Source organism: Devosia insulae DS-56, from assembly GCF_000970465.2.
Classification (GTDB): domain Bacteria; phylum Pseudomonadota; class Alphaproteobacteria; order Rhizobiales; family Devosiaceae; genus Devosia_A; species Devosia_A insulae.
In genome coordinates this window covers 1-20,680 of record NZ_LAJE02000165.1, presented here as the reverse complement: position 1 = coordinate 20,680, position 20,680 = coordinate 1, and the positions used below count along the sequence as shown (strand labels likewise).

At 65.5% G+C, this 20,680-nt stretch carries 22 protein-coding genes; 14 read left to right on the top strand and 8 right to left on the bottom strand.

The genetic code is table 11. From position 1 onward, the window contains the following. Positions 1-211 precede the first annotated feature (211 nt). Positions 212-2,152, top strand: a complete 1,941-nt coding sequence (locus VW23_RS10840; RefSeq protein WP_280138984.1) for an acetoacetate--CoA ligase — start codon at positions 212-214, stop codon at positions 2,150-2,152. Continuing rightward, positions 2,149-3,324: an acetyl-CoA C-acetyltransferase gene (locus VW23_RS10835; protein ID WP_069909584.1), complete on the top strand. Its 1,176-nt coding sequence runs from the start codon at positions 2,149-2,151 to the stop codon at positions 3,322-3,324. Before VW23_RS10840 ends, VW23_RS10835 begins: the two co-directional genes overlap by 4 nt. A gap of 247 nt (positions 3,325-3,571) precedes the next feature. Here VW23_RS10835 and VW23_RS10830 read toward each other — a convergent pair whose 3' ends face one another. Next, a complete protein-coding gene (locus VW23_RS10830) occupies positions 3,572-4,048 on the bottom strand; it encodes a Ros/MucR family transcriptional regulator (protein WP_069909583.1) in 477 nt (158 codons plus the stop codon). 404 nt (positions 4,049-4,452) lie between these two features. On the opposite strand from VW23_RS10830, the gene VW23_RS10825 reads away from it, so the two are divergent. From VW23_RS10825 to VW23_RS10800, 6 genes are all read left to right on the top strand, one after another. Then, a complete protein-coding gene (locus VW23_RS10825; RefSeq protein WP_069909582.1) occupies positions 4,453-6,210 on the top strand; it encodes an AfsR/SARP family transcriptional regulator in 1,758 nt (585 codons plus the stop codon). A 19-nt stretch (positions 6,211-6,229) separates the two neighbouring features. Then, positions 6,230-6,448: a hypothetical protein gene (locus tag VW23_RS10820; protein WP_069909581.1), complete on the top strand. Its 219-nt coding sequence runs from the start codon at positions 6,230-6,232 to the stop codon at positions 6,446-6,448. A gap of 87 nt (positions 6,449-6,535) precedes the next feature. Next, entirely contained in the window at positions 6,536-7,654 is a 1,119-nt protein-coding gene (locus tag VW23_RS10815) for a YcaO-like family protein (RefSeq protein ID WP_176730376.1), read from the top strand. Then, positions 7,651-8,346 carry a TfuA-like protein gene (locus VW23_RS28945; RefSeq protein ID WP_069909579.1) on the top strand — a complete coding sequence of 232 codons (696 nt, stop codon included), beginning with the start codon at positions 7,651-7,653 and terminating at the stop codon, positions 8,344-8,346. The genes VW23_RS10815 and VW23_RS28945 overlap by 4 nt, the downstream gene beginning before the upstream one ends. A 54-nt stretch (positions 8,347-8,400) precedes the next feature. Then, positions 8,401-9,534 (top strand): hypothetical protein, encoded by a 1,134-nt coding sequence (locus VW23_RS10805; protein WP_069909578.1) that lies wholly within the window; start codon positions 8,401-8,403, stop codon positions 9,532-9,534. 86 nt (positions 9,535-9,620) lie between these two features. Beyond that, positions 9,621-10,004 carry a hypothetical protein gene (locus VW23_RS10800; RefSeq protein WP_069909577.1) on the top strand — a complete coding sequence of 128 codons (384 nt, stop codon included), beginning with the start codon at positions 9,621-9,623 and terminating at the stop codon, positions 10,002-10,004. A gap of 3 nt (positions 10,005-10,007) precedes the next feature. Here the strand turns inward: VW23_RS10800 and VW23_RS10795 are convergent, their stop codons facing one another. Then, positions 10,008-10,277, bottom strand: a complete 270-nt coding sequence (locus VW23_RS10795) for a hypothetical protein (RefSeq protein ID WP_069909576.1) — start codon at positions 10,275-10,277, stop codon at positions 10,008-10,010. 169 nt (positions 10,278-10,446) lie between these two features. Between VW23_RS10795 and VW23_RS10790 the strand changes: the two genes are divergently transcribed. Both VW23_RS10790 and VW23_RS10785 read left to right on the top strand, forming a co-directional pair. Beyond that, positions 10,447-10,821, top strand: a complete 375-nt coding sequence (locus tag VW23_RS10790; RefSeq protein ID WP_069909575.1) for an iron chaperone — start codon at positions 10,447-10,449, stop codon at positions 10,819-10,821. Between the two features lie 35 nt (positions 10,822-10,856). After that, positions 10,857-11,081, top strand: a complete 225-nt coding sequence (locus tag VW23_RS10785; protein WP_069909574.1) for a hypothetical protein — start codon at positions 10,857-10,859, stop codon at positions 11,079-11,081. A 28-nt stretch (positions 11,082-11,109) separates the two neighbouring features. On the opposite strand, the gene VW23_RS10780 is transcribed toward VW23_RS10785, so the two are convergent. The 4 genes from VW23_RS10780 to VW23_RS10765 form a co-directional block, all read right to left on the bottom strand. Further along, entirely contained in the window at positions 11,110-11,535 is a 426-nt protein-coding gene (locus VW23_RS10780; RefSeq protein ID WP_069909573.1) for a dihydrofolate reductase family protein, read from the bottom strand. 122 nt (positions 11,536-11,657) lie between these two features. Beyond that, the gene (locus VW23_RS10775; RefSeq protein WP_069909572.1) at positions 11,658-12,428 is read right to left on the bottom strand and encodes a nuclear transport factor 2 family protein; all 771 of its coding nucleotides are present in this window, start codon (positions 12,426-12,428) and stop codon (positions 11,658-11,660) included. A gap of 183 nt (positions 12,429-12,611) precedes the next feature. Then, entirely contained in the window at positions 12,612-13,037 is a 426-nt protein-coding gene (locus VW23_RS10770; protein WP_069909571.1) for an Rrf2 family transcriptional regulator, read from the bottom strand. Positions 13,038-13,098: 61 nt separating this feature from the next. After that, entirely contained in the window at positions 13,099-14,100 is a 1,002-nt protein-coding gene (locus tag VW23_RS10765) for an AraC family transcriptional regulator (RefSeq protein WP_244513498.1), read from the bottom strand. A 152-nt stretch (positions 14,101-14,252) separates the two neighbouring features. Between VW23_RS10765 and VW23_RS10760 the strand changes: the two genes are divergently transcribed. The 3 genes from VW23_RS10760 to VW23_RS10750 all read left to right on the top strand — a co-directional run bounded on the left by VW23_RS10760 (position 14,253) and on the right by VW23_RS10750 (position 18,357). After that, positions 14,253-15,002, top strand: coding sequence for an alpha/beta fold hydrolase (locus tag VW23_RS10760; protein ID WP_069909569.1), 750 nt, complete (start codon positions 14,253-14,255; stop codon positions 15,000-15,002). A 113-nt stretch (positions 15,003-15,115) separates the two neighbouring features. Continuing rightward, complete coding sequence (locus tag VW23_RS10755; protein WP_069909568.1) at positions 15,116-17,176, top strand: ATP-dependent helicase; 2,061 nt, start codon at positions 15,116-15,118, stop codon at positions 17,174-17,176. 44 nt (positions 17,177-17,220) lie between these two features. Then, positions 17,221-18,357, top strand: coding sequence for a winged helix-turn-helix domain-containing protein (locus tag VW23_RS10750; RefSeq protein ID WP_069909567.1), 1,137 nt, complete (start codon positions 17,221-17,223; stop codon positions 18,355-18,357). Positions 18,358-18,556: 199 nt separating this feature from the next. Here VW23_RS10750 and VW23_RS10745 read toward each other — a convergent pair whose 3' ends face one another. Further along, entirely contained in the window at positions 18,557-19,249 is a 693-nt protein-coding gene (locus tag VW23_RS10745) for a pentapeptide repeat-containing protein (protein ID WP_069909566.1), read from the bottom strand. Between VW23_RS10745 and VW23_RS28545 the strand changes: the two genes are divergently transcribed. Further along, positions 19,248-19,580 (top strand): hypothetical protein, encoded by a 333-nt coding sequence (locus VW23_RS28545; protein ID WP_141728299.1) that lies wholly within the window; start codon positions 19,248-19,250, stop codon positions 19,578-19,580. The two genes, VW23_RS10745 and VW23_RS28545, sit on opposite strands and share 2 nt — an antisense overlap. Positions 19,581-19,655: 75 nt before the next feature. Here VW23_RS28545 and VW23_RS10735 read toward each other — a convergent pair whose 3' ends face one another. Next, entirely contained in the window at positions 19,656-20,402 is a 747-nt protein-coding gene (locus VW23_RS10735; RefSeq protein ID WP_141728298.1) for an outer membrane protein, read from the bottom strand. Positions 20,403-20,680: the final 278 nt, after the last annotated feature.

The following is a 20,680-nucleotide window of genomic DNA, read 5'->3' as shown; positions in this document are numbered from 1 at the left end:
GAACAGCGCCGCGAACGGCGCGTTGCAATCCTTGATGATGCGATGGGCGGCGAACACGATGGGCACCGGGATATCGGCGAGCGAGTAGCCGAAGCCTGCCGCACCGGGGTCGGCCTTGCCAAGACTGGGAGGGAGGGGATGCATGCAGTAGAAATACGACTCCTTGTCGCGCCAGTACAGGCACTAGCGTCCGTCAAAACGGGAGGCTGAAATTCTCTGGCAGATGGATCCGGCGCGCCGGCGCGCCACCTTGCTGTGGCAGTTCGCCGAGGCGACCCACCCCAGCCATGGCTGTGCGCCCGACGATTACTGGGGGCTGCGTCGCTGGTCGATCACTGAGCGCGGCGCATTCTGGAGCGCCGTGTGGGATTTCTGCGGAGTGATCGGCGACAAGGGCGAGCGGCTCGTGCTCGACGGTGAACTGATGCCGGGCGCGCGCTTCCTGCCCGACGCGACACTGAACTTCGCCGAGAACCTGTTGCGCCGCGACGGGCTGGGCGATGCCATCGTCTTCCGCGACGAGGCGGGGACGCGGCGGCGCTGGAGCTGGGTTGAGCTGCGCCAGACGGTGTCGCGGATGCAGCAGGCGCTGCTGGGGCTCGGCATCGGCCAGGGCGACCGCGTTGCCGGCATGCTGCCCAACATGCCCGAGACCGTGGCGATGATGCTGGCGACCGCCTCGATCGGCGCGGTGTGGTCGTCCTGCTCCCCGGATTTCGGGCCGCGCGGCGTGCTCGACCGCTTCAGCCAGATCGACCCAAAGCTGTTCGTGACGGTGGATGGCTATCACTACAACGGCAAGCTGATCGATATCGGCCCGACCATTGCTGAGGTGGCCGCAGCCCTGACGCCGGCGCAGACGGTGGTGATCGACGTGCTCGGTCGCGCCGCAGGGACCATTGCGTCTATCGAGGGCGCCGTGACGCTGGAAAGCTTCCTCGCGCCCTACGCTGCCCGGCCGGTGCACTTCGCGCGGCTGCCGTTCAGCCACCCGCTGTTCATCCTGTTCTCGTCCGGTACCACCGGCAAACCCAAATGCATCGTCCATGGCGCCGGCGGCACCCTGCTGCAGCATCTGAAGGAGCACCGGCTGCACTGCGATGTGCACGAGGGCGACCGGGTGTTCTACTTCACCACCTGCGGTTGGATGATGTGGAACTGGCTGGCCTCGGCGCTCGGCTGCGGCGCAACGCTCTGCCTCTATGACGGCTCGCCGTTCCATCCCGAACCGAGGCAACTGTTCGACTATGCCGAGGCCGAGCGCTTCACCCTGTTCGGCACCTCGGCGCGCTACCTCGATTCGGTGCGGAAGCTGGCGTTGAAACCGATCGAGACGCACGACCTCGCATCGGTGCGCGCCATCCTCTCCACCGGCTCGCCGCTGGCAGCGGACTGCTTCGACTATGTCTACGCCAACGTGAAGTCCGACGTGCACCTCGCCTCGATCTCGGGCGGCACCGATATCGTCTCGAGTTTGGTGCTCGGCGTGCCGACGCTGCCGGTGTGGCGCGGCGAGATCCAGGCGCCGGGGCTGGGCCTCGCGGTCGACGTCTTCGACGAGGCCGGCCAGCCGATGGCTGAGGGCAAAGGCGAGCTGGTGTGCCGGGCGCCGTTTCCCTCGATGCCGCTCGGCTTCTGGAACGATCCCGATGGTTCGCGCTATCGCGCTGCCTATTTCTCGCGTTTCGACGGCGTCTGGGCCCATGGCGATTATGCCGAGCGGACGGCACACCACGGCATCATGATCCATGGTCGCTCGGATGCGACGCTGAACCCGGGCGGCGTGCGCATCGGCACGGCCGAGATTTACGCGATGGTTGAGGAACTGCCCGAAATCGACAGCGCGCTCTGCATCGGCCAGGAGTGGGAGAGCGATACCCGCGTCGTGCTGTTCATCAAGCTGGTGCCCGGCGCCGTGCTGGACGAGGCCCTGAGGCTCAAAGTCCGCGCTACCATCCGCAGCGGCGCCAGCCCGCGCCATGTGCCGGCCAAGCTGATCGCGGTCGCCGACCTGCCGCGCACCCGCTCGGGCAAGCTGACCGAACTGGCGGTGCGCGACGTGGTGCATGGCCGGCCCGTCCGCAACATCGAGGGGCTGGCCAACCCCGAGGCGCTAAAACTGTTCGAGAACCTCGCGGAGCTCAGCACATGACCAACCCCGTTCACGTCGTCGCTGCCCGCCGCACCCCGATCGGTCGCTTTGTCGGTGCTTTCGCCGAGCTGAGCTCCAGCGCCCTCGGCGCCGCTGCTATCCGGCAGGTCCTCGCCGACAGCGGCGTCGACCCGGCCACGGTCGACGAGGTGATCATCGGCCAGGTGCTGACGGCGGGCGCCGGCATGAACCCGGCGCGCCAGGCGGCGATCGGCGGCGGGTTACCGATCGGCGTGCCGGCCTTCGGTGTCAACAAGGTCTGCGGCTCGGGCTTGAAGGCGATCCACCTCGGCGCCCAGGCGATCGGTGCCGGTGATGCCGAACTGATCGTCGCTGGCGGGCAGGAGAGCATGACCCAGGCGCCACATCTGTTGGCCGGGCGTCGCGCCAGCAAGCTCGGTGACATCGCCGCCACCGACAGCATCATGATCGACGGGCTGGTCGACGCCTTCAACCACGTCGCGATGGGGATCACCGCCGAAGGGCTGGCGGCAAAGTTCGGCATCGCGCGGGAGGCGCAGGACAGCTTCGCCCTGGCTTCGCACCAGAAGGCCGTCGCGGCCGCGGCGGCAGGCCGGTTTGCCGACGAGATCGTACCGGTGAGCGTGACCGAGCGACGGGAAACCCGGCTGGTCAGCGCCGACGAGCAGCCACGGGCCGACACGACGCTCGCGGCACTGGCGAAACTGAAACCGGCCTTCGAGGCCGAGGGCACGGTGACCGCCGGTAATGCCGCCAGCCTCAATGATGGCGCGGCGGCGGTGCTGCTGGCCTCGGAGGCGAAAGCCACTGAGCTCGGGCTGACCTCGCTCGGCCGCATCGTCTCCTGCGCCTCGGCGGCACTGGAGCCGATGGAGATGGGGCTGGGCGCCGCGACCGCGGCGCGGCGGGCGCTCGACAAGGCCGGCTGGCGCTCGGCCGACCTCGACCTGATCGAGCTCAACGAGGCCTTCGCCGCACAAGCGCTCGCCGTGATCGAGGCGATGGACTGGGACCTGGAACGGGTCAACGTCAACGGTGGCGCCATCGCGCTCGGCCATCCGATCGGCGCTTCGGGCTGCCGGGTGGTGGTGACGCTGCTCAATGAGATGCGGCGGCGCAACCTCCGGCGCGGCCTCGCGACGCTGTGCATTGGTGGCGGCCAGGGCGTGGCGATCTGCATCGAACGCTAAAGAGCCGCTAGCTGATATCTTGCTGACATGGCGCATAACGCCAGCGTCACGAGCCCACACCTAGAATGTCAGCTGCATAGGAAATTCGGGTCCTGTGTCCTACTGCTCCCTCCCCCACCAAGTGGAGGGGGCAGTTTTTATGCCGCCGGCCCCATTCCAGCGGTCGGGGCGTAGCACCCAGGATAGACCAGAACCAAAAAAACCGGCGCAAGTTGCGCCGGTTTGGTTTAGCCTGCCGCCGGTGTGGTCAGGAAACGATCTTGGCACGCCCGCGGGCGGCCGTCGCTTTAGGTTTGCGGCCCAGACCAATGGTCTTGGCCAGGCGCGAGCGCGCTTCCGAATAGGTCGGCGCCACCATCGGGTAATCCACCGGCAGCCCCCATTTCGCGCGGTATTCCTCCGGCGACATGTCGTATTCGGTCCTCAGATGACGCTTCAAAGACTTGAACTTCTTGCCGTCTTCGAGGCAGATCAAGTAGTCGGGCGTGATCGATTTCTTCACCGGCACTGCCGGCCTGAGCTCTACGACTACTTCGGGTTCGGACGCGCCGCCCAGACCACTCAGCGTTGCATGCACGGTTGCGATCAGCTTGGGGATGTCGCTGGCGCTCAGTGCGTTGTGACTCACATAGGCGCTGACGATGTCAGCGCTCAGTTCGATCAGTTGGGAACCTCTAGCGTCCGCGATTGCTGCTGCAGCCGAATTCAATGTTCCTGATTCCATTCGTCCCTCGATATTGTTGCCTAGGTTTCGGGTCCTATATGCGGGACACTGCGGCCCACCCTCCGCGCCTCCTCGCAGTTATTGTGCTAGCGCATCACGCATGGGTAGCTTACTTCAATGCGTTATCTAGCCGTTACGTCGCTACGCTTTGCCCTTTACTTCGTCAAGTAAACTTCCACCACTTTCGTCGGATCAACTGAGCAATGCCGATCACTTCTATGCGTGAAACGGTCACCCTGCAGCTTTTGGGGACTCCGGTCCTCCGCTTGGCGGACGGTTCGGCAGTAAAGCTGCGCCAAAAGGCCTATGCCCTTGCAGCTGTGTTGTATCTCGACTTTTCCAGCCGGGCGCGACGGTCGGCATTGGCGGAACGGACCTGGGAAAGCAGCACCGCAGAACAGGCGATGACCAACCTGCGACAGACCCTGCTGCATACGCGTGAACTCGAAGGCAGATACGGGTTCGAGCTATTCGACGCGGACGCTACGGAAATCGAACTCAACCGCGATGTGGTGCTCGACCTGCGCGAGGTCGGCCGCATCCGTAGCGCCGAGGACGCTCCCGAACTCGAGCGGCTGATCGGCCTTTATCGCGGCGAGCTGCTGGCCGGGGTCAGTGGGGTGGGCAGCGAGTTCGACCAATGGCTGGCGCTTGAGCGGACCCGCATCGAGAATCAGTTCGCCAGCCAGGCGACCGAAGCGGCTTTGCGCATCGGCGGTCGCGGCGCCCATTCGGCGCTGTTCCGCCTCGCCGAGCGCCTGCCCTATTCCGACCTGGTGTGTCGCGCCACGATCGAGCTGTTCCGCTCAGAGAATAACGAAAGCGGCGCGCGCGCCGCCTTCGCGGCGTTTCGCAACCGACTGCGCCACGGCCTCGGCATGGAACCGGCAGCGGAAACCGCCGAGCTTTTCGGCGGCGACGAAATCACTACCCCAGCGCAGCCACGCATCGTCGAGCGGCGCCGGCCAATGGCCGATGAGGACCGCGCCCGGGTGAGCTTTGTCCCCCGGGTGGTACTGCTGCCGCCCCTGCAGGACTTCAAGCAGGCGAGCGTACCGAGGCATCTGGCACCGGCGCTGGTCGAGGATGTGACCATCGGCCTGTCGCGGTTGAAGTCGCTGTCGGTGATCGCCCCGCATACGGCCTGGCAGCTCGACCCGTTCACCGCGCTGGACGAGGTGCGGGCGCACCAGATCGATTACGCGGTGGAAAGCCGCATCGCCCCGCATTTCGCCGGCGATGGGCTGTCGCTTGCCATTCGCCTGGTGCGTGCCGCCGGCCGTGAGATCGTCTGGGCGGACAAGTTCGCCTTTTCGGCGCTGTCTGCCCCCGAGCGCTACTGGGACTTCACCAATGGCGTGGCCCGCGCCCTCGCCGAATCGATCGAGACGGCGGAGCTGCAGCGGGAGCGAACGCTGCGCGACGCCGGTGCCTACTCGCATTACCTCGCCGGCCGGCAGAACCTCAGGACGTTCGACCTGCCCAAGATCCGGCGCGGCCGCAAATCGCTGCGCATTGCCCGCGACATCGAGCCGGATCAGGCGACGATCGAGAGCGCGCTGGCCCGCTCCTATGTGGTCGAATGGGTGCTCCGCTCAGGCTCGGACAAGGCGCTGCTCGACAAGGCCAAGCTGCATGCCGAACGGGCCGTATCGATCGATCCCAATGACGGCACGGCGTATCGCGAACTCGGTCGGGTCGCCTTGTTCGACCGCGACCTCGACCAGGCGCTGGTTCACATGTCCACCGCCGCCGAACTGGCGCCGAACCACGCCGACATCCTCGCCGATTACGCCGACACGCTGGCCCACAATTCCAACCACCGCGAGGCTCTGGACAAGATCAACGCGGCCATGCGGCTCAACCCGATCCCGCCGGACGAATACCTGTGGACGCTGGGCGGCATCAACTTCTTCCGCGGCCGCTTCGACGAGGCGCTGGCCAACCTCAGCCAGATGAAAAACCCGGAACCGGCCTATCGCCTGATGGCCGCCGCCGCCGCGATGGCGGGGCAGATGGACCTCGCCCGTCGCTACCGCTTGCAAGCGCTTAGATTGCAACCGGATTTCACAACCGCTCGTTGGCTATCGCGAGTGCCGCAGCGCGATCCCTCTGATGTCGATCTGTATATAGACGCATTGCACAAGGCCGGTTTCAAGTAGGCCGCAAGGAGATGTACTTATGCGTTACGTGATCATCGGACAGAAAGATTCTGAGCAGTTGCTGGTCGTCGACACCCAGCAGATGACTGTGACCCCCGTTGACCAGGACACCGTGGTCCCGGCCGACGTTCGCTCCGCACTGCAGTCGGGCAACGCCCTTGTTGACGGTATCAACATCGCGGTGGCCGCAGGCAATCGCGCCGATGGCAGCGGTGCCTGGTTCTACAACGCCAAATAACTCTTGAATTTCGGAGCCCAGCTCCGCCCAGCCGGTCCGGCTCCGGGCGGCACGCGCAATCCCGCAGCCCTGCTGCGGGATTTGTCGTTGCATTTCACCGCCCTCGGCATCACCCGGCTGGCGCGCCAGACCGGGCTCGATCGCATCGGCATCCCCTGCTACGCCGCCATCCGCCCTAACTCGGCGACGCTCGCCACCCACCAGGGTAAGGGCGTCGACGACATTTCGGCGCAAATCTCGGCGGTGATGGAGGCGGCCGAATACGCCATCGCCGAAACCCCTGAGACGCCGCAGCGGACCCTCAGCATCGCCGAGGCGCGGGCCGGCGGCCACGAGCTGCTCGACGTCACGCACCTCTTGCCGCGCCGCGCTGCGATTGATGAAAGCAAGCCGATCTCCTGGGTCGAGGGGTTTGACCTCGCGACCGACGCGCCGGTGCTGGTGCCCTATGACGCGGTGGTGCTCGGCACCCCGCCCCGCGACTTCATCGGCCTCCAGCAATCGACCAACGGCATCGCCGCGGGAACGCGGCTGTCGGGCGCCATCCTCCACGGCCTCTGCGAAGTGATCGAGCGCGACGCGGTGTGCCTCTGGAGCTACAAGCCAGATGCGGCAGCAAAGGCCACGGCCGTCTCCCCGGCGGCGTTCGGCGACAGGACGGTCGACGCGCTGACCGACAAGATCATGCGCGCCGGCTTCCGGCTGCGGCTGTTCGACCAGACCAACAATATCGGCGTGCCGGTGATCTATGCGGCCTTGTTTCCCGCCGATGGCGCCGACAAACATTTCGACCTGACCACCGGCGCCAGTTGCCACCCGGTCGCGGCGGTTGCGGCGCGGCGCGCCATCGTCGAGGCGGCGCAGACCCGCATCACCAATATTGCCGGGGCGCGCGACGACATCGTCGAGGGCGAGTACGACCAGCGGCTCGGCCGTTCCATCGCCGTATTGACCGAGCCGACGCCAACCACCCGGCCGGCGCCGGTCGGCCTCCCCGCAGACAGTGGCGAGGACGTGCTGATCGCTGCGCTTCAGGCCGGGCTGGCGCGAGCCGGGCTGAAGCGCGTCGTCGTCATTCCGCTCGGCGGCGCGCAGTTCGGCATCGAGGTGGCGAAAATCTATGTGCCCGGCCTCGAAGACCGGCTGACCAATTCCAACTGGCGCCCGGGCTCGCGCGCCACTGCAGCCATGCTGGGGTTCCTGTGAAAGTCCTGTTCGCCGGCCCGTCGCTTTCGGGAGCAGACTATGATCGCAGCGGGCTCGATATCCGCCCGCCGGCGCGGAAAGGCGATCTCTACCGCGCCGTGCTGGATGGCGCCGAGGCCATCGGGCTGATCGACGGCGTATTCGGCTTCGTCCCCTCGGTCTGGCACAAGGAAATCCTGTTCGCACTCAAGCGGGGGATTACCGTGCTCGGCGCCGCCTCGATCGGGGCGCTGCGGGCGGCGGAGTGTGCGCCCTATGGCATGGTGCCGGTCGGACCAATCGCCCGGAGCTATGTCAGCGGCGCCCGCACCGAGGATGCCGATGTCTGCCTCGCCCATGCCCCGGCCGAACTCGACTTCCTGCCGCTGAGCGAGCCGCTGGTCGACGCCGAAGCGACCATCGCCGCCATGCAGGTAACCCCAGCCGAGGCGCTTACCCTGCGGCTGGCGGCCAACGCCATCTACTTCGCCGACCGCACCCCCGAGGCGATGGTCGCCGAAGCTGGGCTCGACCCGTCATTTGCCGCCCGCTACCGCGCCGCCCGGGTGCGCGCCAAAACCGCCGATGCGCTGCTGCTGGTCGAGCAACTGCGGGCCCTGCCTCCAGGCCGAGGCGCGATCCCGGACTGGGTCTTCGTCGAGTCCGAGCCCTGGAGCAGCTACCTGGCCGAAATCGGACAACAGGCGGCCTAGCGCCGTTACCACACGCGGCGCTATGCTGGCCGAAGACGGAACCGGGAGGGGCCCATGGCCATCCGCCGTGCTGGCTTTGCCTTGCTGCTGATGCTCGGGCTCCATGGTGCCGCTCAGGCGAGCGACCCCATGCTCGGACAGGCGGAAATCGAACGGCGCGCCGAAGCCGCCGCGCGCTACCTGGTTGCGACCGAGACTGCCGAAGGGCGCTTCTTCTACGAGTTCGATTTCCTGCGCTCGCACTTCACTGCCGATGACAACATCGTCCGCCAGGCAGGCGCCGGGTTCATCCTCAACCAGTTCTACTTCCTCTCCGGCAAGCCCGGCTTCGCCGAACCGTCGGCGCGCAGCATCGCTTACTATGAGGCGCAGTCGATCGCTGTCGGCGATGGCCTGCTGCCATCCGAAGACGAGACGCTCGCCGGAGGACGAGCCGGCGGCGCGGCGCTTGCCCTGCTGGCCGAGCTGTTTCACAGCCGCGCTATCGGCACGGACTTCCGCCCCGACCTGCGGCAGGGCTGGTTCAAGGGGCTCGCGGCGCAACAGCTGCCCGACGGCGGCATTGCGCAGGTGCCCGGGCAAACCACGGCCGACTCCTACGCCACCGGCGAGACCTGGCTGGCGCTGGCGCATTACATCGACCTCGTTCCGGACGCCGCAGAGGTCGCAGCGACACTCGAGCGGCTCGAAGCCGGGGTCATGGCTCGGTACCTCGCCGCGCCCGACCGGATGTTCGCGCATTGGGGCATGATGGCGGCGGCCCAGCGGCTCGCCACCACCGGCGAGGACCGCTATCGCGACTTCCTCAAGCAGTTCGCCGCCAACTATGTCGAGGCCCTGATGCCTTCCGCCGACAGCGGCACCAACACCTGCGCAGCGCTCGAAGGGGTGATTGCCGCGGCTGCCGCACTCGAGCGGCACGGCGTTCCCGATCTGGCCGCAACGCTGCGAGCCCGTATCGAGACGGACCTGCCGCACAATCTCAATCTGCAATTGCCGCGCGACAGCACGCGGCTGGCGTTCGGGCCAGGCCAGTATTACGAGGATCCCAAACTGAAAACCCTGGCCGGCGCCTTCCGAAACGGCGCCTACGTGTTGCGGTCGCGGGTCGATTCGACCCAGCATTGCCTCTCGACTCTGCTGCTCTATCGACAGTTGATCGAGGGCGTCGACGACTGGAAGATGTGAACGGCGTCAGTGTTTTACTGAGTTGCCGCCGCATTGGCGAAGTGCTTTAGTTAGTTGTGTGCGAAATCGCGCAGAGGAGACTAAGTATGCCCGCAGTCTCAACCAAGCACCGCCTCGCCCGCCGTATCCGCCTCGGCACCATCGCAACGCTGGTCGCTGGCGGCCTGCTGCTGCTCGCGCCGTCGGCCAGCTCGCAGACGGTGACACCACAGAGTGTCGATCCACTGCAGCACTTCATCGACTGCGCCGGCGTCCTGATCACCGCTCCGGACATCCACGCCGCCAACTGCCTGCCCAGCAATGTCGGGCCCGAAACCAGGGCGCTCGGTGCTGCCGGCAGCGGCGGCGGTGGCCAGGTCGACTGCCGGGTGCTCGACGGGTACGAAGACGTGATCCAGATCGACGGCGACAGCGACTGTCCCTATGACGACACGGACGACACCAGCGACGACTACACTCCCCGCGGGTGATCCCTAGTGGAGCGGCGCGCCTTTGAGGGTGCGCACTTCCACTGGATAGATCAGCCGGGCATGCGCGACGGTCACCGAGTGCAGCGGCCCTTCGATCTTCTCCTCCCAGAAAGCCAGGAACTTTCTGAGGCTGGGGAACTCAGGGAACACATCGTATTGCTGCCAGACGAAATCCTGCAGCAGTTCGAGATGATCGGGCACGCGATAGATGATCTGCGCGGTGGTGAGGCCGAAACCTTCCGTATCGGCGCTCGGGGCGGTCAACAGCGACATCAGGCACCTCCGATGGGCGGGCGACCGGATGAGCATGAGGCGAAGTCGCCCGCATGACAATAGTGTTGCACGAATAGTTTAACGATTTCAATATCATAGCAGCAACCACCCGGGAGTGCTGACAACGCCGCGGCAGCCGTGCAAGGCTATGCTTGGGGAGGAGCCGACCATGCCAGCCCAGATGCCCGAGACCACGCGCAGCTTCCTCGCCGCCCTGCCCGCGGCGCAGCGGCACGCCCTGGAACACCTCAGGCAGGTGATCATCGCCGCGGCGCCTCGGGCGGAGGAGTATGTCGGCTATGGCATCCCCGCCTTTCGGCAGGATGGCGCGCTGGTGTCGTTCGGCGCCGCCAAGTCGCATTGCGCCTTCTATGTGCAGAGCCCGGCGGTGATGGAGGCGCATGCGGCCGAGCTCACCGGCCTTGATACGTCGAAAGGCACGGTGCGGTTCACGCCCGACAAGCCGCTGCCCGACGCGCTGGTGACTCGCCTGGTCGAGGCCCGGCTTGCCGAAAATGCAGCGCGCCGGGCCAACAAGTCGTAGACTGAACTCCGCGGCCAGCCTTGAAGGAGGCAGTGATGGCAACACTGGTTCGACTGACAGAGGAACAGATTGAACGCCTGATCGTCGGCATGGAGGAAATGGAGGAGCGCCTCAAGGATATGCACGCCGAACTGATCGACATCGGCGTTCCCAAGGACACACTCAGCCGCTTCGCCCGACTGCATGATCGCTACACCGAAGGCGTGGCGTTCCTCCTCAGGCAGCGTGAGCTTGGCCGCTCCGAGGATCGTTCGGGCTGATCGCTCCGGCCCTCAGCGAACGACGTTGTTAGAAGAGGTGGGTGACGCCGGCTGGGCCGGCCTCGACCCGCGTCCGATCGAGCGTGATGTGCTGCGGTCCAAGGCGATCGAAGAGGCGTATCCCCTCCCCCAGCAGCACCGGGATCACCTGGATGACGATCTCATCGACCAGGCCTGCTCTCAGCCCCTGCTGGATGACGTTGGCGCCCATCAGGTCGACATGTCCGCTCTTACTGGCCGCCACCGCCTGGCGGACGGCACTCTCGATGCCATCGGTGACGAAGGTGAAGGCCGACGAAATCTCGTCTTCGGGTGGCGAATGGTGGGTCATGACGAAATACGGGCCATGCCCCGGCGGCTTGCCGCCCCAGCCGCCGGCCACATCATAAGTGCGACGGCCGACAACCGTGGCGCCTTCGACGGCATCGACCTCCTGCTTCCCGCGGAGTGGCAAACAGGCAGCGCGAGCTGGCCGTTCCGAAGATCCCTCGATTGACCAGACGCATCGGCCGCCACCGACGCCGGCGACCTTAGCCTCGCTTGATGAGAGACATGGGGCGCCGAAGCGCCCCCTGCTCAGAAGCCGAACTTGCCGTTCTGGTTCCGCCATTCGGCCTGCGGCGGAATGGTTTCGAGCGTGTCCCAGTGTTCGGCGATCTTGCCGTTCTCGACCCGGAACAGGTCGTAGAACGACGTCGGCTGGCCGCCGAACTTGCCCTCGCTCACCACCAGCACGAAGTTCCCCTCGCCCAGCACCTTTTGCACAATGTCGTACTTCATGGTGATGCCGGCCTTGGCCATCACCTCGAGCGCCGCGCCGAGGCCGGAGAGGCCGTTGGCGATCTGCGGATTGTGCTGGATGTAGCTGTCGCCGGCAAAATAGCCGGCGAGTTTGTCGAGCCGGCCATTGACCAGGATGTCGTCGACGAACTGACCCACCAGCGCCTTGTTTGCTGCCGTCTTGTCGAGATCGATGGCAACAGTCGCTCCATCGATCATGGTGTTGCCGCTTGGGTTGGCCGAGGCCGCCGTCTCCTGCAGGTTGTCCCAATGCTCGACGATCTTGCCGTTCTCGAAGCGGAAGATATCGAAGCCGATCTTGGGGCCGAAGAACTCGTACTCGGTATGGGCGAAGACATAGTCGCCATCCTCGAACACGCGCACCGTGTTGACCTTGGCCGAGTTCGACGGCAGCGCCGCCAGCAGCGCACCGAAGCCGGCGAGCCCGTCGGCTGCCCCCAGATTATGCTGCGTGTACTGTTCGGGATTGATGATGGCGACCGGCTCGGCGGCGCCGGTTTCGATGGCTTTGAGCAGGTCGACGACCTGCTGCTCCTGAGTGCTCATGGCTGGCTCCTGTGCAAATGCGGCTGAGGTTGGCAGCACTGCTGCCGTGATCAACGTCGCCAAGGCGATCGCTGCGAGGTTTCGGCTCGGCATTTTCTGTATCCATATCGGTTACACATAATGGTATCTAATATGGATACACATTATTGTAAAGAGGTCTGGCTCGACGGGCGCGCCTCAGTGTCAGGCGACCTTGTTGCGCTCGGCGATGTCGGCGGCGAGATCGGCAATCGTGGTTTGCGCCAGCTGCGCCTGCAGCGCCCGTTCCGCCTCCAGCATGCGGCCCTTCAGCACCGCATCGATATTGCGGCCAACCGGGCATTGCGGGTTGGGCGCGTCATGCAGGGCAAACACCTGCTGCTCCTCGTCGATCGCCCGATAGACATCCAGGAGGCTGATCCGGCTCGCCGGATGCGCCAGCAACGCGCCGCCGCCGGCCCCCAGTTGCGACGTGGTGAGGCCCGCTTTGGCAAGCTGCGTGAGCAGGCGGCGGATGAAGGTCGGATTGGTGTTCACGCTGGCGGCAATGAGCTCCGACGTCGCGGGCTCGCCACCCTGATAGGCGAGAAAGGTCAGGATATGCGTGGCAACGGCGAAGCGCGTGTTCATCGAAAGTATCCCATCTGTACCCAAGATAGGAACACACCGGCCATCTGGCAACTGCCCGTCATCACGGCGACGCGGCGAACTCGCCGCGCAAGGCCAAGGCCGGCGGATAGCCGAACTGGGCCTTGAACGCCCGGCTGAACGCCGCGTCGGAATCGTAGCCGACCCGCCGGCCGACCTCGCTGACCCTGGTGTCCGGGCCCTTCAGCATCTCGTTGGCGAGCAGCAGCCGCCAGCGCGTCTGGTAGTGCAAGGGGGCCGCGCCGATCAGCGTGGCGAAGCGTTCGGCAAAGCTCGAACGCGACATCCCGGCAATGCCGGCGAGTTCGGCAACGGTCCGGCGGCGGAACGGCTCGTCGTGAATGGCTTTCAGCGCCCGGCTGATCCGGATATCGGCGAGGGCGCCGAGCCAGCCGCGCTTTTCCGGTGGTGCGGTGCGGACCCAGGTGCGCATCGCGCGGATCACCAGCACGTCGATCAGCCGCGAGATCATCAGCGACGAGCCGGGATGCGGCACCCTTGCCTCGGCGAGGAGGAAATGTGCAATGCCTTCGACCCAGGCCTCCTCTTCGCTGCGCAGCGCCTTCGAGATGTGGATCAGTGACGGCAGCACGGCGAGCATGGTCGGCATGTTGTCGCCCTCGAAGCGGAAGGCCCCGGTGATAAGCTGAGTCATCGCCCCATTGCCGCCAAGCCGGATGGCGAGTTGCTCCCGCATCTGTGCCTCCAGCACCTCGCGGATCGGCACCGGCGTGGCGTCACCAACGCTGATGCTGTGGCCGCTCCCCTGCGGCAACACGATCAGGTCACCGGCCGCGGCGATGACCCGTTTGCCGTCGCTGGCCCGCACCTCCATCGTGCCCTCCGACACCACGTGGAAATAGGCCGAGCCGGCATCGAACTGCAGCGCCCAGGGCGCCGTGAGCTCGCTTGAAAAGATCAGCTCGCCGCGCAGCCGGATCAGCGTCAGCACCTGCGACAGCAGGTCGACCCGCGACGCCATCATCGGGAAAGCGGCATCGGATTCCGGAGCATGAACTCTGGAGGCGCGATCATGGTTGTTCACGGCTCTCACCTCTATCTCTACGGCATCGCTTGGCGAGGAACTTCAACAATCCTCGGCCGAAACGCAAGATCCGGTTTTCTGAGCTCGGCGCCAGCCAGCGGCAAGTCGACTTTGCCGATCGTCCAACCTCGCCTCAACATATGGAGATGAAAATGAAGTCCATTCTGTCCGCCGTCGTGTTCAGCGCCGCCGCAGTCGGTGCTGGTGGCGCAGCCTTCGCCCAGGAGCCCGCGAGGAATGTCGTCCTCGTCCACGGCGCCTTTGCCGACGCATCGAGCTGGGACAAGGTCGCCGCCATCCTTTCGGCCAAGGGCTACAAGGTGACCCAGGTCGCCAACCCGCTCACCTCGCTGGCCGACGACGTTGCCGCCACCAAGGCGGCGCTCGACGCCCAGGACGGCCCGACCGTGCTGGTCGGCCACTCCTGGGGTGGCGTGGTGATCGGCGAAGCCGGCGCCGACGCCAAGGTCAAGTCGCTGGTCTATGTCTCGGCCTTCGCGCCGGACGAGGGCGAAACCCTGACCAAGCTGCTGTCGGGTGGTGCACCGAGCGAAGGCGTCAAGGCGATCCGTCCGAACGCCGAGGGCGGCCTGATCTTCGACCCGGCGCAGTACCCTGCATTGTTTGCCGGCGACCTGCCGGTGGCGAAAGCCGAGGCCAATGCAGCGACGCAGCTGCCCTCGAACCCGGCCAACTTCGAAGCGGTAGCTGAGGTTGCCGCCTGGCACGACAAGCCGAGCTTCTACGTGGTGACCGCCGAAGACCTGGTGCTGCCCCCCGACGCGCAGCGCTTCTTTGCCGGCCGCATCGGCGCGACTGTCACCGAGATCAAGGCCAGCCATTCCGGCCTCATCTCGAAGGCCGAGGACGTTGCCAAAGTGATCGAAGCGGCCGCGCAGTGACGGTTCTAGCCATGGGGGGCGCCGGCGCAACAGCCGGCGCCCCCATCAGCGTGAATTGCGAACAAAGCGAGAATGATGCTTCCTGATCCGGAACTTTTTCCGGATCGATTCGCGTGCAGACTGCCTTAGCCCCCCACTATCTCGACAAGCTGAACCCCGAGCAGCGGCAGGCGGCGGAGCATCTGGGCGGGCCGCTGCTGGTGATCGCCGGGGCGGGATCGGGCAAGACCAACACCTTGGCCCACCGGGTGGCGCACCTGATCGTCAACGGCGCCGATCCGCGCCGCATCCTCCTGATGACTTTTTCGCGCCGTGCCGCCAGCGAGATGCAGCGCCGGGTCGAACGGCTCGTGGCGCAGGTGATGGGCGCCAAATCCGGCATCATCACCGATGCCCTGAGCTGGGCCGGCACCTTCCACGGCATTGGCGCGCGGCTGCTGCGCGAGCATGCCGAGCAGATCGGCCTCTCTCCCGGGTTCTCGATCCACGATCGCGAGGATTCCGGCGACCTGATCAACATCATCCGGCACGAGATGGGGTTCTCGGAAGCCAAGCAGCGCTTTCCCACCAAGGGCACCTGCCTTGCCATCTACTCGCGCGTGGTCAACGCGCAGGACGATCTCGACGCGGTGCTGAAACAGGCGTTCCCCTGGGTCGCCATGTGGGGGCCGCAACTGCGCGAGCTGTTCGCCGCCTATGTGGAACAAAAACAACGCCAGCAGGTGCTCGATTACGACGACCTGCTGCTCTACTGGGCCGCCATGATGCGCGAGCCCAGCATCGCCGCCGACCTGGGCGGGCGCTTTGACCACGTGCTGGTCGATGAGTACCAGGATACCAACCGGCTGCAGGCCTCGATCCTTTTGGCCCTGAAGCCTTCGGGCGATGGGCTGACCGTAGTCGGCGACGACGCCCAGTCGATCTACTCGTTCCGCGCCGCCACGGTGCGCAACATCCTCGATTTTCCCGGCGCCTTCACGCCGCCGGCGCGAATGGTGACGCTCGACCGCAATTATCGCTCCACCCAGCCGATCCTCGAAGCCGCCAATGCGGTGATCTCGGAGAGCAAGGAGCGCTTCACCAAGAACCTCTGGACCGAGCGCGCGGCGACCGAGAAGCCGCAGCTGGTGACGGTGAAGGATGAGCCGAGCCAGGCCCGCTATGTGGTCGAGAGCGTCTTGGCTTGCCGCGAGGGCGGCACGGCGCTGAAGCAGCAGGCTGTGCTGTTCCGCACCTCCTCGCATTCGGCCGAGCTCGAGATCGAGCTGACCCGCCGCAACATCCCGTTCGTCAAATATGGCGGGCTGAAATTCCTCGACAGCGCCCACGTCAAGGACATGCTGGCGCTCCTGCGCTTCGTCGACAACCCGCGCGACCGCGTCGCCGGTTTTCGCGTGCTGCAGCTGCTGCCGGGCATCGGGCCGGGCGCGGCGGGCAAAGTGCTCGACCGCATGGCGGAAAGCCCCGACCCGCTGGTCGAGCTGTTGAATACCGCTCCCCCGCCGCGCGGCTCCGAAGCCTGGCCGGCTTTGCTCGAAGTGGTGCAGCATCTGGGCCAGGGCGGTGGCGGCTGGCCGGCCGAACTGCTGCGGGCCCGCATGTGGTACGAGCCGCTGATGGAGGCGGTGTACGAGGATGCCGAGGTCAGGAAGGAGGACCTGTATCAGCTCGAGCAGATCGCCGCAGGCTATCCGAGCCGCGAGCGCTTCATCACCGAGCTGACGCTCGATCCGCCCGACGCCACCTCGGACCAGGCCGGCGTGCCGCTGCTCGACGAGGATTTTCTGATCCTCTCGACCATCCATTCGGCCAAGGGGCAGGAATGGAAGAATGTCCACGTGCTGAACGTCGTCGACGGCGCCATCCCCTCCGACCTCGGCACGGGTTCGACCCATGAGCTGGAGGAGGAACGACGGCTGCTCTATGTGGCGATGACCCGCGCCCGGGACGAGCTGCATCTGATGGTGCCGCAGCGCTTCTACGTGCACCAGCAGACGCCCTATGGCGACAAGCACGTCTACGCGCAGCGCAGCCGCTTCATCACCAAAGCCATGCTGCCGCTGTTCGACGACATGTTCTGGCCGGCGGTGAAGCCGGCCGCCATCAGCGGCCTCGCGCCGGCGGCGCCGCGCATCGATGTCGGCGCCGGACTCCTGGCGATGTGGAAGAAATGAAAGCCTGACATGCCCTGGCAGGAACATGCGTTAGGCTTGTCAGTATGAAAAAGCCGCTCAACCTCACCCTGCCCCACGCGCGTCGCATCTGGCTGCATGCTCAGCGGCTCGATGAACGCGAGCCGTTCGGCGCCGGGCCGGAGGCGACCCGTAAGGCGGTGGAGCAACTGGGCTATGTGCAGATCGACACCATCAACGTCATCGAGCGCGCCCACCACCACATCCTGTTCACCCGCATCCCGAACTATCGGCGCAGCGACCTCACGCAGGCGCAATCGGTCGACAAGTCGGTGTTCGAGTACTGGACGCATGCGCTGGCCTATGTGCCGGTGCGCGACCTGCCCTTCTATCTCGATGAGATGAAGCAGCATCGCAGCGAGCCGATGCGCTGGTATGCCGATGCCGACCCCAACGATCTGAAAAAACTGCTGCGCCAGATCAGGAAGGATGGCGCCATCTCGATCCGCGACATCGACACCGACGAGCTGGTCGAAAAGGACCACCCGTGGGGCAGCCGCAAGCCAAGTAAGCGGGTGCTGCAATACGGCTTCTTTTCGGGCGAACTGACCATTTCCGAGCGCATCGGCATGGTGAAAACCTACGAGCTGATGGCCCGCCACTTCGGCAAGCTGCCCAAGGCGTCAACGGAGCGGCAGATCGATACCTACCTGCTCGATCGGGCGCTGACGTCGCAGGGGCTGATCAGCGGCCCCTCGGTGATGCACCCAAAGCTCCGCTTCAGCTCCGAACTGGCCAGACAGATCGAGACCAGGCGGCGGAAGAAAGCGCTGCTGCCGGTCACCATCGGGGACGATCCGACGCTGCATTATGCAACACCCGAAGCGCTGGAAACGCCGGAACCCGAGGGTCCGCCGCTGGTGCACATCCTGTCGCCGTTCGACCCGCTGGCCATCCAGCGCCGCCGCACCAGCCTGTTCTTCGGCTACGACCATGTGTTCGAGGCCTATGTGCCCAAGGCCAAGCGCAAGTTCGGCTACTTCACCCTGCCGGTGCTGGCCGGCGACGAGATCGTCGCGGCGCTGGACCTGAAGACCGACCGGGCGGCCGGCAAAGTACTGATCCAGGCCTGGCACTGGGTGGGCAAGGGCAACGCCGCCGAGCATAAGACAATGCTCGAGGAGGAGCTGGGCCGGTTCGAGCGGTTTCAGCTGAGGGATTAGGGTCGAGTCGGGAGAGCACGGACCGCGCCCCTATCGCCCCCTCGCCCCTCTGGGGAGAGGGTCGGGGTGAGGGGCGCCAAGCGCTCGTCCGGTGCGGCTAAAAAAAGCAGCAACCGCCCATCCGGTGTGCTTGGCTACCCCTCACCCTAACCCTCTCCCCAATGGGGAGAGGGGACGCGCGTTGCACGGCTTGGGCCGCCTACCGTGCCCGCACCTTGAGCCCGGTCTGGCTGAGGATCAGTTCCGCCTGCGCCGCCGACACCACCGCGCCCTTGAAGCGGCCGGCCTGCGCCAGGATCGACAAGCCTCCGAGGTCGGCGCCGCGCAGGTCCGCATCCTGGAAGCGGGCGTCGTCGATATTGGCTTCGCGGATCGAACAGTTCTCGAACGACGCTTCGCGGAAATCGCATTTGGCGAGATCGGCGGAGCTGAAGTCGACGCCGACCAGCGTCTCCTTGCGGAAATTGAAGCCGGGGAGCTTGGCCGAGACCAGGAGCGTGTTGGTGAAGCGCACATCCATCGACCTGGCGTCGGCCATGTCGCAGCCGGTGAGCTTGCAATCCTCGAATGATACGGACGACAGCGTCGCGCCGCGAAAGCTCGCATTGTTGAAGTCCGACGAACGGAACGCCGCATCCTCGAGGTTGGCGCCCCGGAACAGCGCGAAGGCGCCGCGGCAGTTGAGGAAGCGGGCAAGCTCGAGCTCGGCCTTGCCGAAATCGGTGCGCGCGAAGCTACAGCGCTCGAACACCCAACCGGTCAGATCGAGATCGGCGAGCTTGGCTTCATCGAGAGTGCAGCCGACGAGACGTACCGGATCATCGCCGATGAGGCCGGCAACGTCGGCGCGCGTGAGGGTGCGATCTTCTATGGTCATGGCGGGCGGATGCATGCCGCGGTTGTATCCGAGTCGAGTCGGACTGGCGCTATTCGCCCTGTGGCAGAAGCCCGCCTACGGCAACGAAATCCGCTACCTCGCCATCCGGCGGCCCGACGATCATGATTTCGACGGGGTCATCGCCGTCCGTGAACAACAGGCCCGCGTGGGTCGCGCCATATGCCTCGTAAAGCGCTGGCCGCTTGCAGCGCAACTCGCCTCGACCGGCCGGAAAGCCCGGTGTGGTGAGGACTGTGAATTCCACCTCGGCCAGCGTTTCGCCGTCTGCACAGAGTTTGCCGATACCATTGATTTGCATAGCGAAAAGCTATGCGACCGAACCTGACAGTTCGCTGACAACAAACAAGAACGGCGCCCTTCTGGGCGCCGTTCGGTCGGACTGGTGTCGTCCAATAGCTGCTTAGTTGAAGCGGTAGCGGACCGTGCCGCGCAGCTCGTGGATCCAGTTATTGTCGATCTCGAAATACCCCTCTTGGGTCGGATCGGTGGGTGCGTTGTTGATCTGGTTGATGTAGAGGCCGCGATAGCCGACGTCCGCCACCCAGCTGCCCATGTCATAGCCCACACCGACCATGACGGCCGCTGCCGCGCTGACATTGCCGCCGGTCGGGACCGGGACGGGAACGCCCCACGGCGAGTTGGTCTCGGCATGGTTCCAGGCCAGACCGGCGCCGGCGCCGACATAACCGAAGGCGCCACCGGCACCCGAGGAGTAGCTGAAGTCGCCGCCAAGGCCGAAATCGTAGTAGATGTTGGCCAGCGCGACGGTCGAACGCAGCATCAGCGTGTAATCGCCATCGTCGAGACCACCGTCATCTTTAGTGATCTTCAGGCCCTTGGTCTCGACCGAGTCGATCGTGCCGTCGAAGCGGAGGCCGGTACCGGTTTCGTAACCGAAGCCAGCGCCCCAGCTATAGCCGTAGCCATATTCGACGATCGGATCGATGTCGTCGGCATCCCACGGATGCTTCACTTCGGGCGCCCAGTGCAGGTTCAGCGCGGCCGAGCCGCGCAGGTAGAACGAGCCGCCAATGTCGTAATCGACTTCGGGAATTTCGGGATATTCGGGCATATCGGCCGCCACCACGGGGCCGGCGAGCAGCAGGGCGGTTCCTACCGCAGCCGCTGAAGCGAGATATCTACGCATATTGCAGGGTCCTTGTTGCCACGACGACACCAGTCGAGTGGACCCACCTTGCCTGCCTTTTCTTAAAACCCACTTAACCCTAACGGATAACCCTAATGTCGAGTGAAGGAGATGCGTTAACGAAGTCTTCCCGCGCGGAGGTGGTTACTTGAGGGATCGGTGCGGGCTGACCCCCACCTGTCCCCTCCCCCTCAACAGGGGGAGGGAGACGTTAGCCTCGATATCTGTGAGAGGGTCTCCCTCCACATTCCGGGGACGCTATTGCGTCCCCTAGGGGG

Coding starts and splice junctions, on each gene's coding strand:
- VW23_RS10835 (WP_069909584.1), top strand. CDS start 2,149: ATGACCAACCCCGTTCACGTCGTCGCTGCCCGCCGCACCCCGATCGGT.
- VW23_RS10830 (WP_069909583.1), bottom strand. CDS start 4,048: ATGGAATCAGGAACATTGAATTCGGCTGCAGCAGCAATCGCGGACGCT.
- VW23_RS10825 (WP_069909582.1), top strand. CDS start 4,453: ATGACCAACCTGCGACAGACCCTGCTGCATACGCGTGAACTCGAAGGC.
- VW23_RS10820 (WP_069909581.1), top strand. CDS start 6,230: ATGCGTTACGTGATCATCGGACAGAAAGATTCTGAGCAGTTGCTGGTC.
- VW23_RS10805 (WP_069909578.1), top strand. CDS start 8,401: ATGGCCATCCGCCGTGCTGGCTTTGCCTTGCTGCTGATGCTCGGGCTC.
- VW23_RS10800 (WP_069909577.1), top strand. CDS start 9,621: ATGCCCGCAGTCTCAACCAAGCACCGCCTCGCCCGCCGTATCCGCCTC.
- VW23_RS10795 (WP_069909576.1), bottom strand. CDS start 10,277: ATGTCGCTGTTGACCGCCCCGAGCGCCGATACGGAAGGTTTCGGCCTC.
- VW23_RS10790 (WP_069909575.1), top strand. CDS start 10,447: ATGCCAGCCCAGATGCCCGAGACCACGCGCAGCTTCCTCGCCGCCCTG.
- VW23_RS10785 (WP_069909574.1), top strand. CDS start 10,857: ATGGCAACACTGGTTCGACTGACAGAGGAACAGATTGAACGCCTGATC.
- VW23_RS10775 (WP_069909572.1), bottom strand. CDS start 12,428: ATGAGCACTCAGGAGCAGCAGGTCGTCGACCTGCTCAAAGCCATCGAA.
- VW23_RS10770 (WP_069909571.1), bottom strand. CDS start 13,037: ATGAACACGCGCTTCGCCGTTGCCACGCATATCCTGACCTTTCTCGCC.
- VW23_RS10760 (WP_069909569.1), top strand. CDS start 14,253: ATGAAGTCCATTCTGTCCGCCGTCGTGTTCAGCGCCGCCGCAGTCGGT.
- VW23_RS10750 (WP_069909567.1), top strand. CDS start 17,221: ATGAAAAAGCCGCTCAACCTCACCCTGCCCCACGCGCGTCGCATCTGG.
- VW23_RS28545 (WP_141728299.1), top strand. CDS start 19,248: ATGCCGCGGTTGTATCCGAGTCGAGTCGGACTGGCGCTATTCGCCCTG.
- VW23_RS10745 (WP_069909566.1), bottom strand. CDS start 19,249: ATGCATCCGCCCGCCATGACCATAGAAGATCGCACCCTCACGCGCGCC.
- VW23_RS10735 (WP_141728298.1), bottom strand. CDS start 20,402: ATGCGTAGATATCTCGCTTCAGCGGCTGCGGTAGGAACCGCCCTGCTG.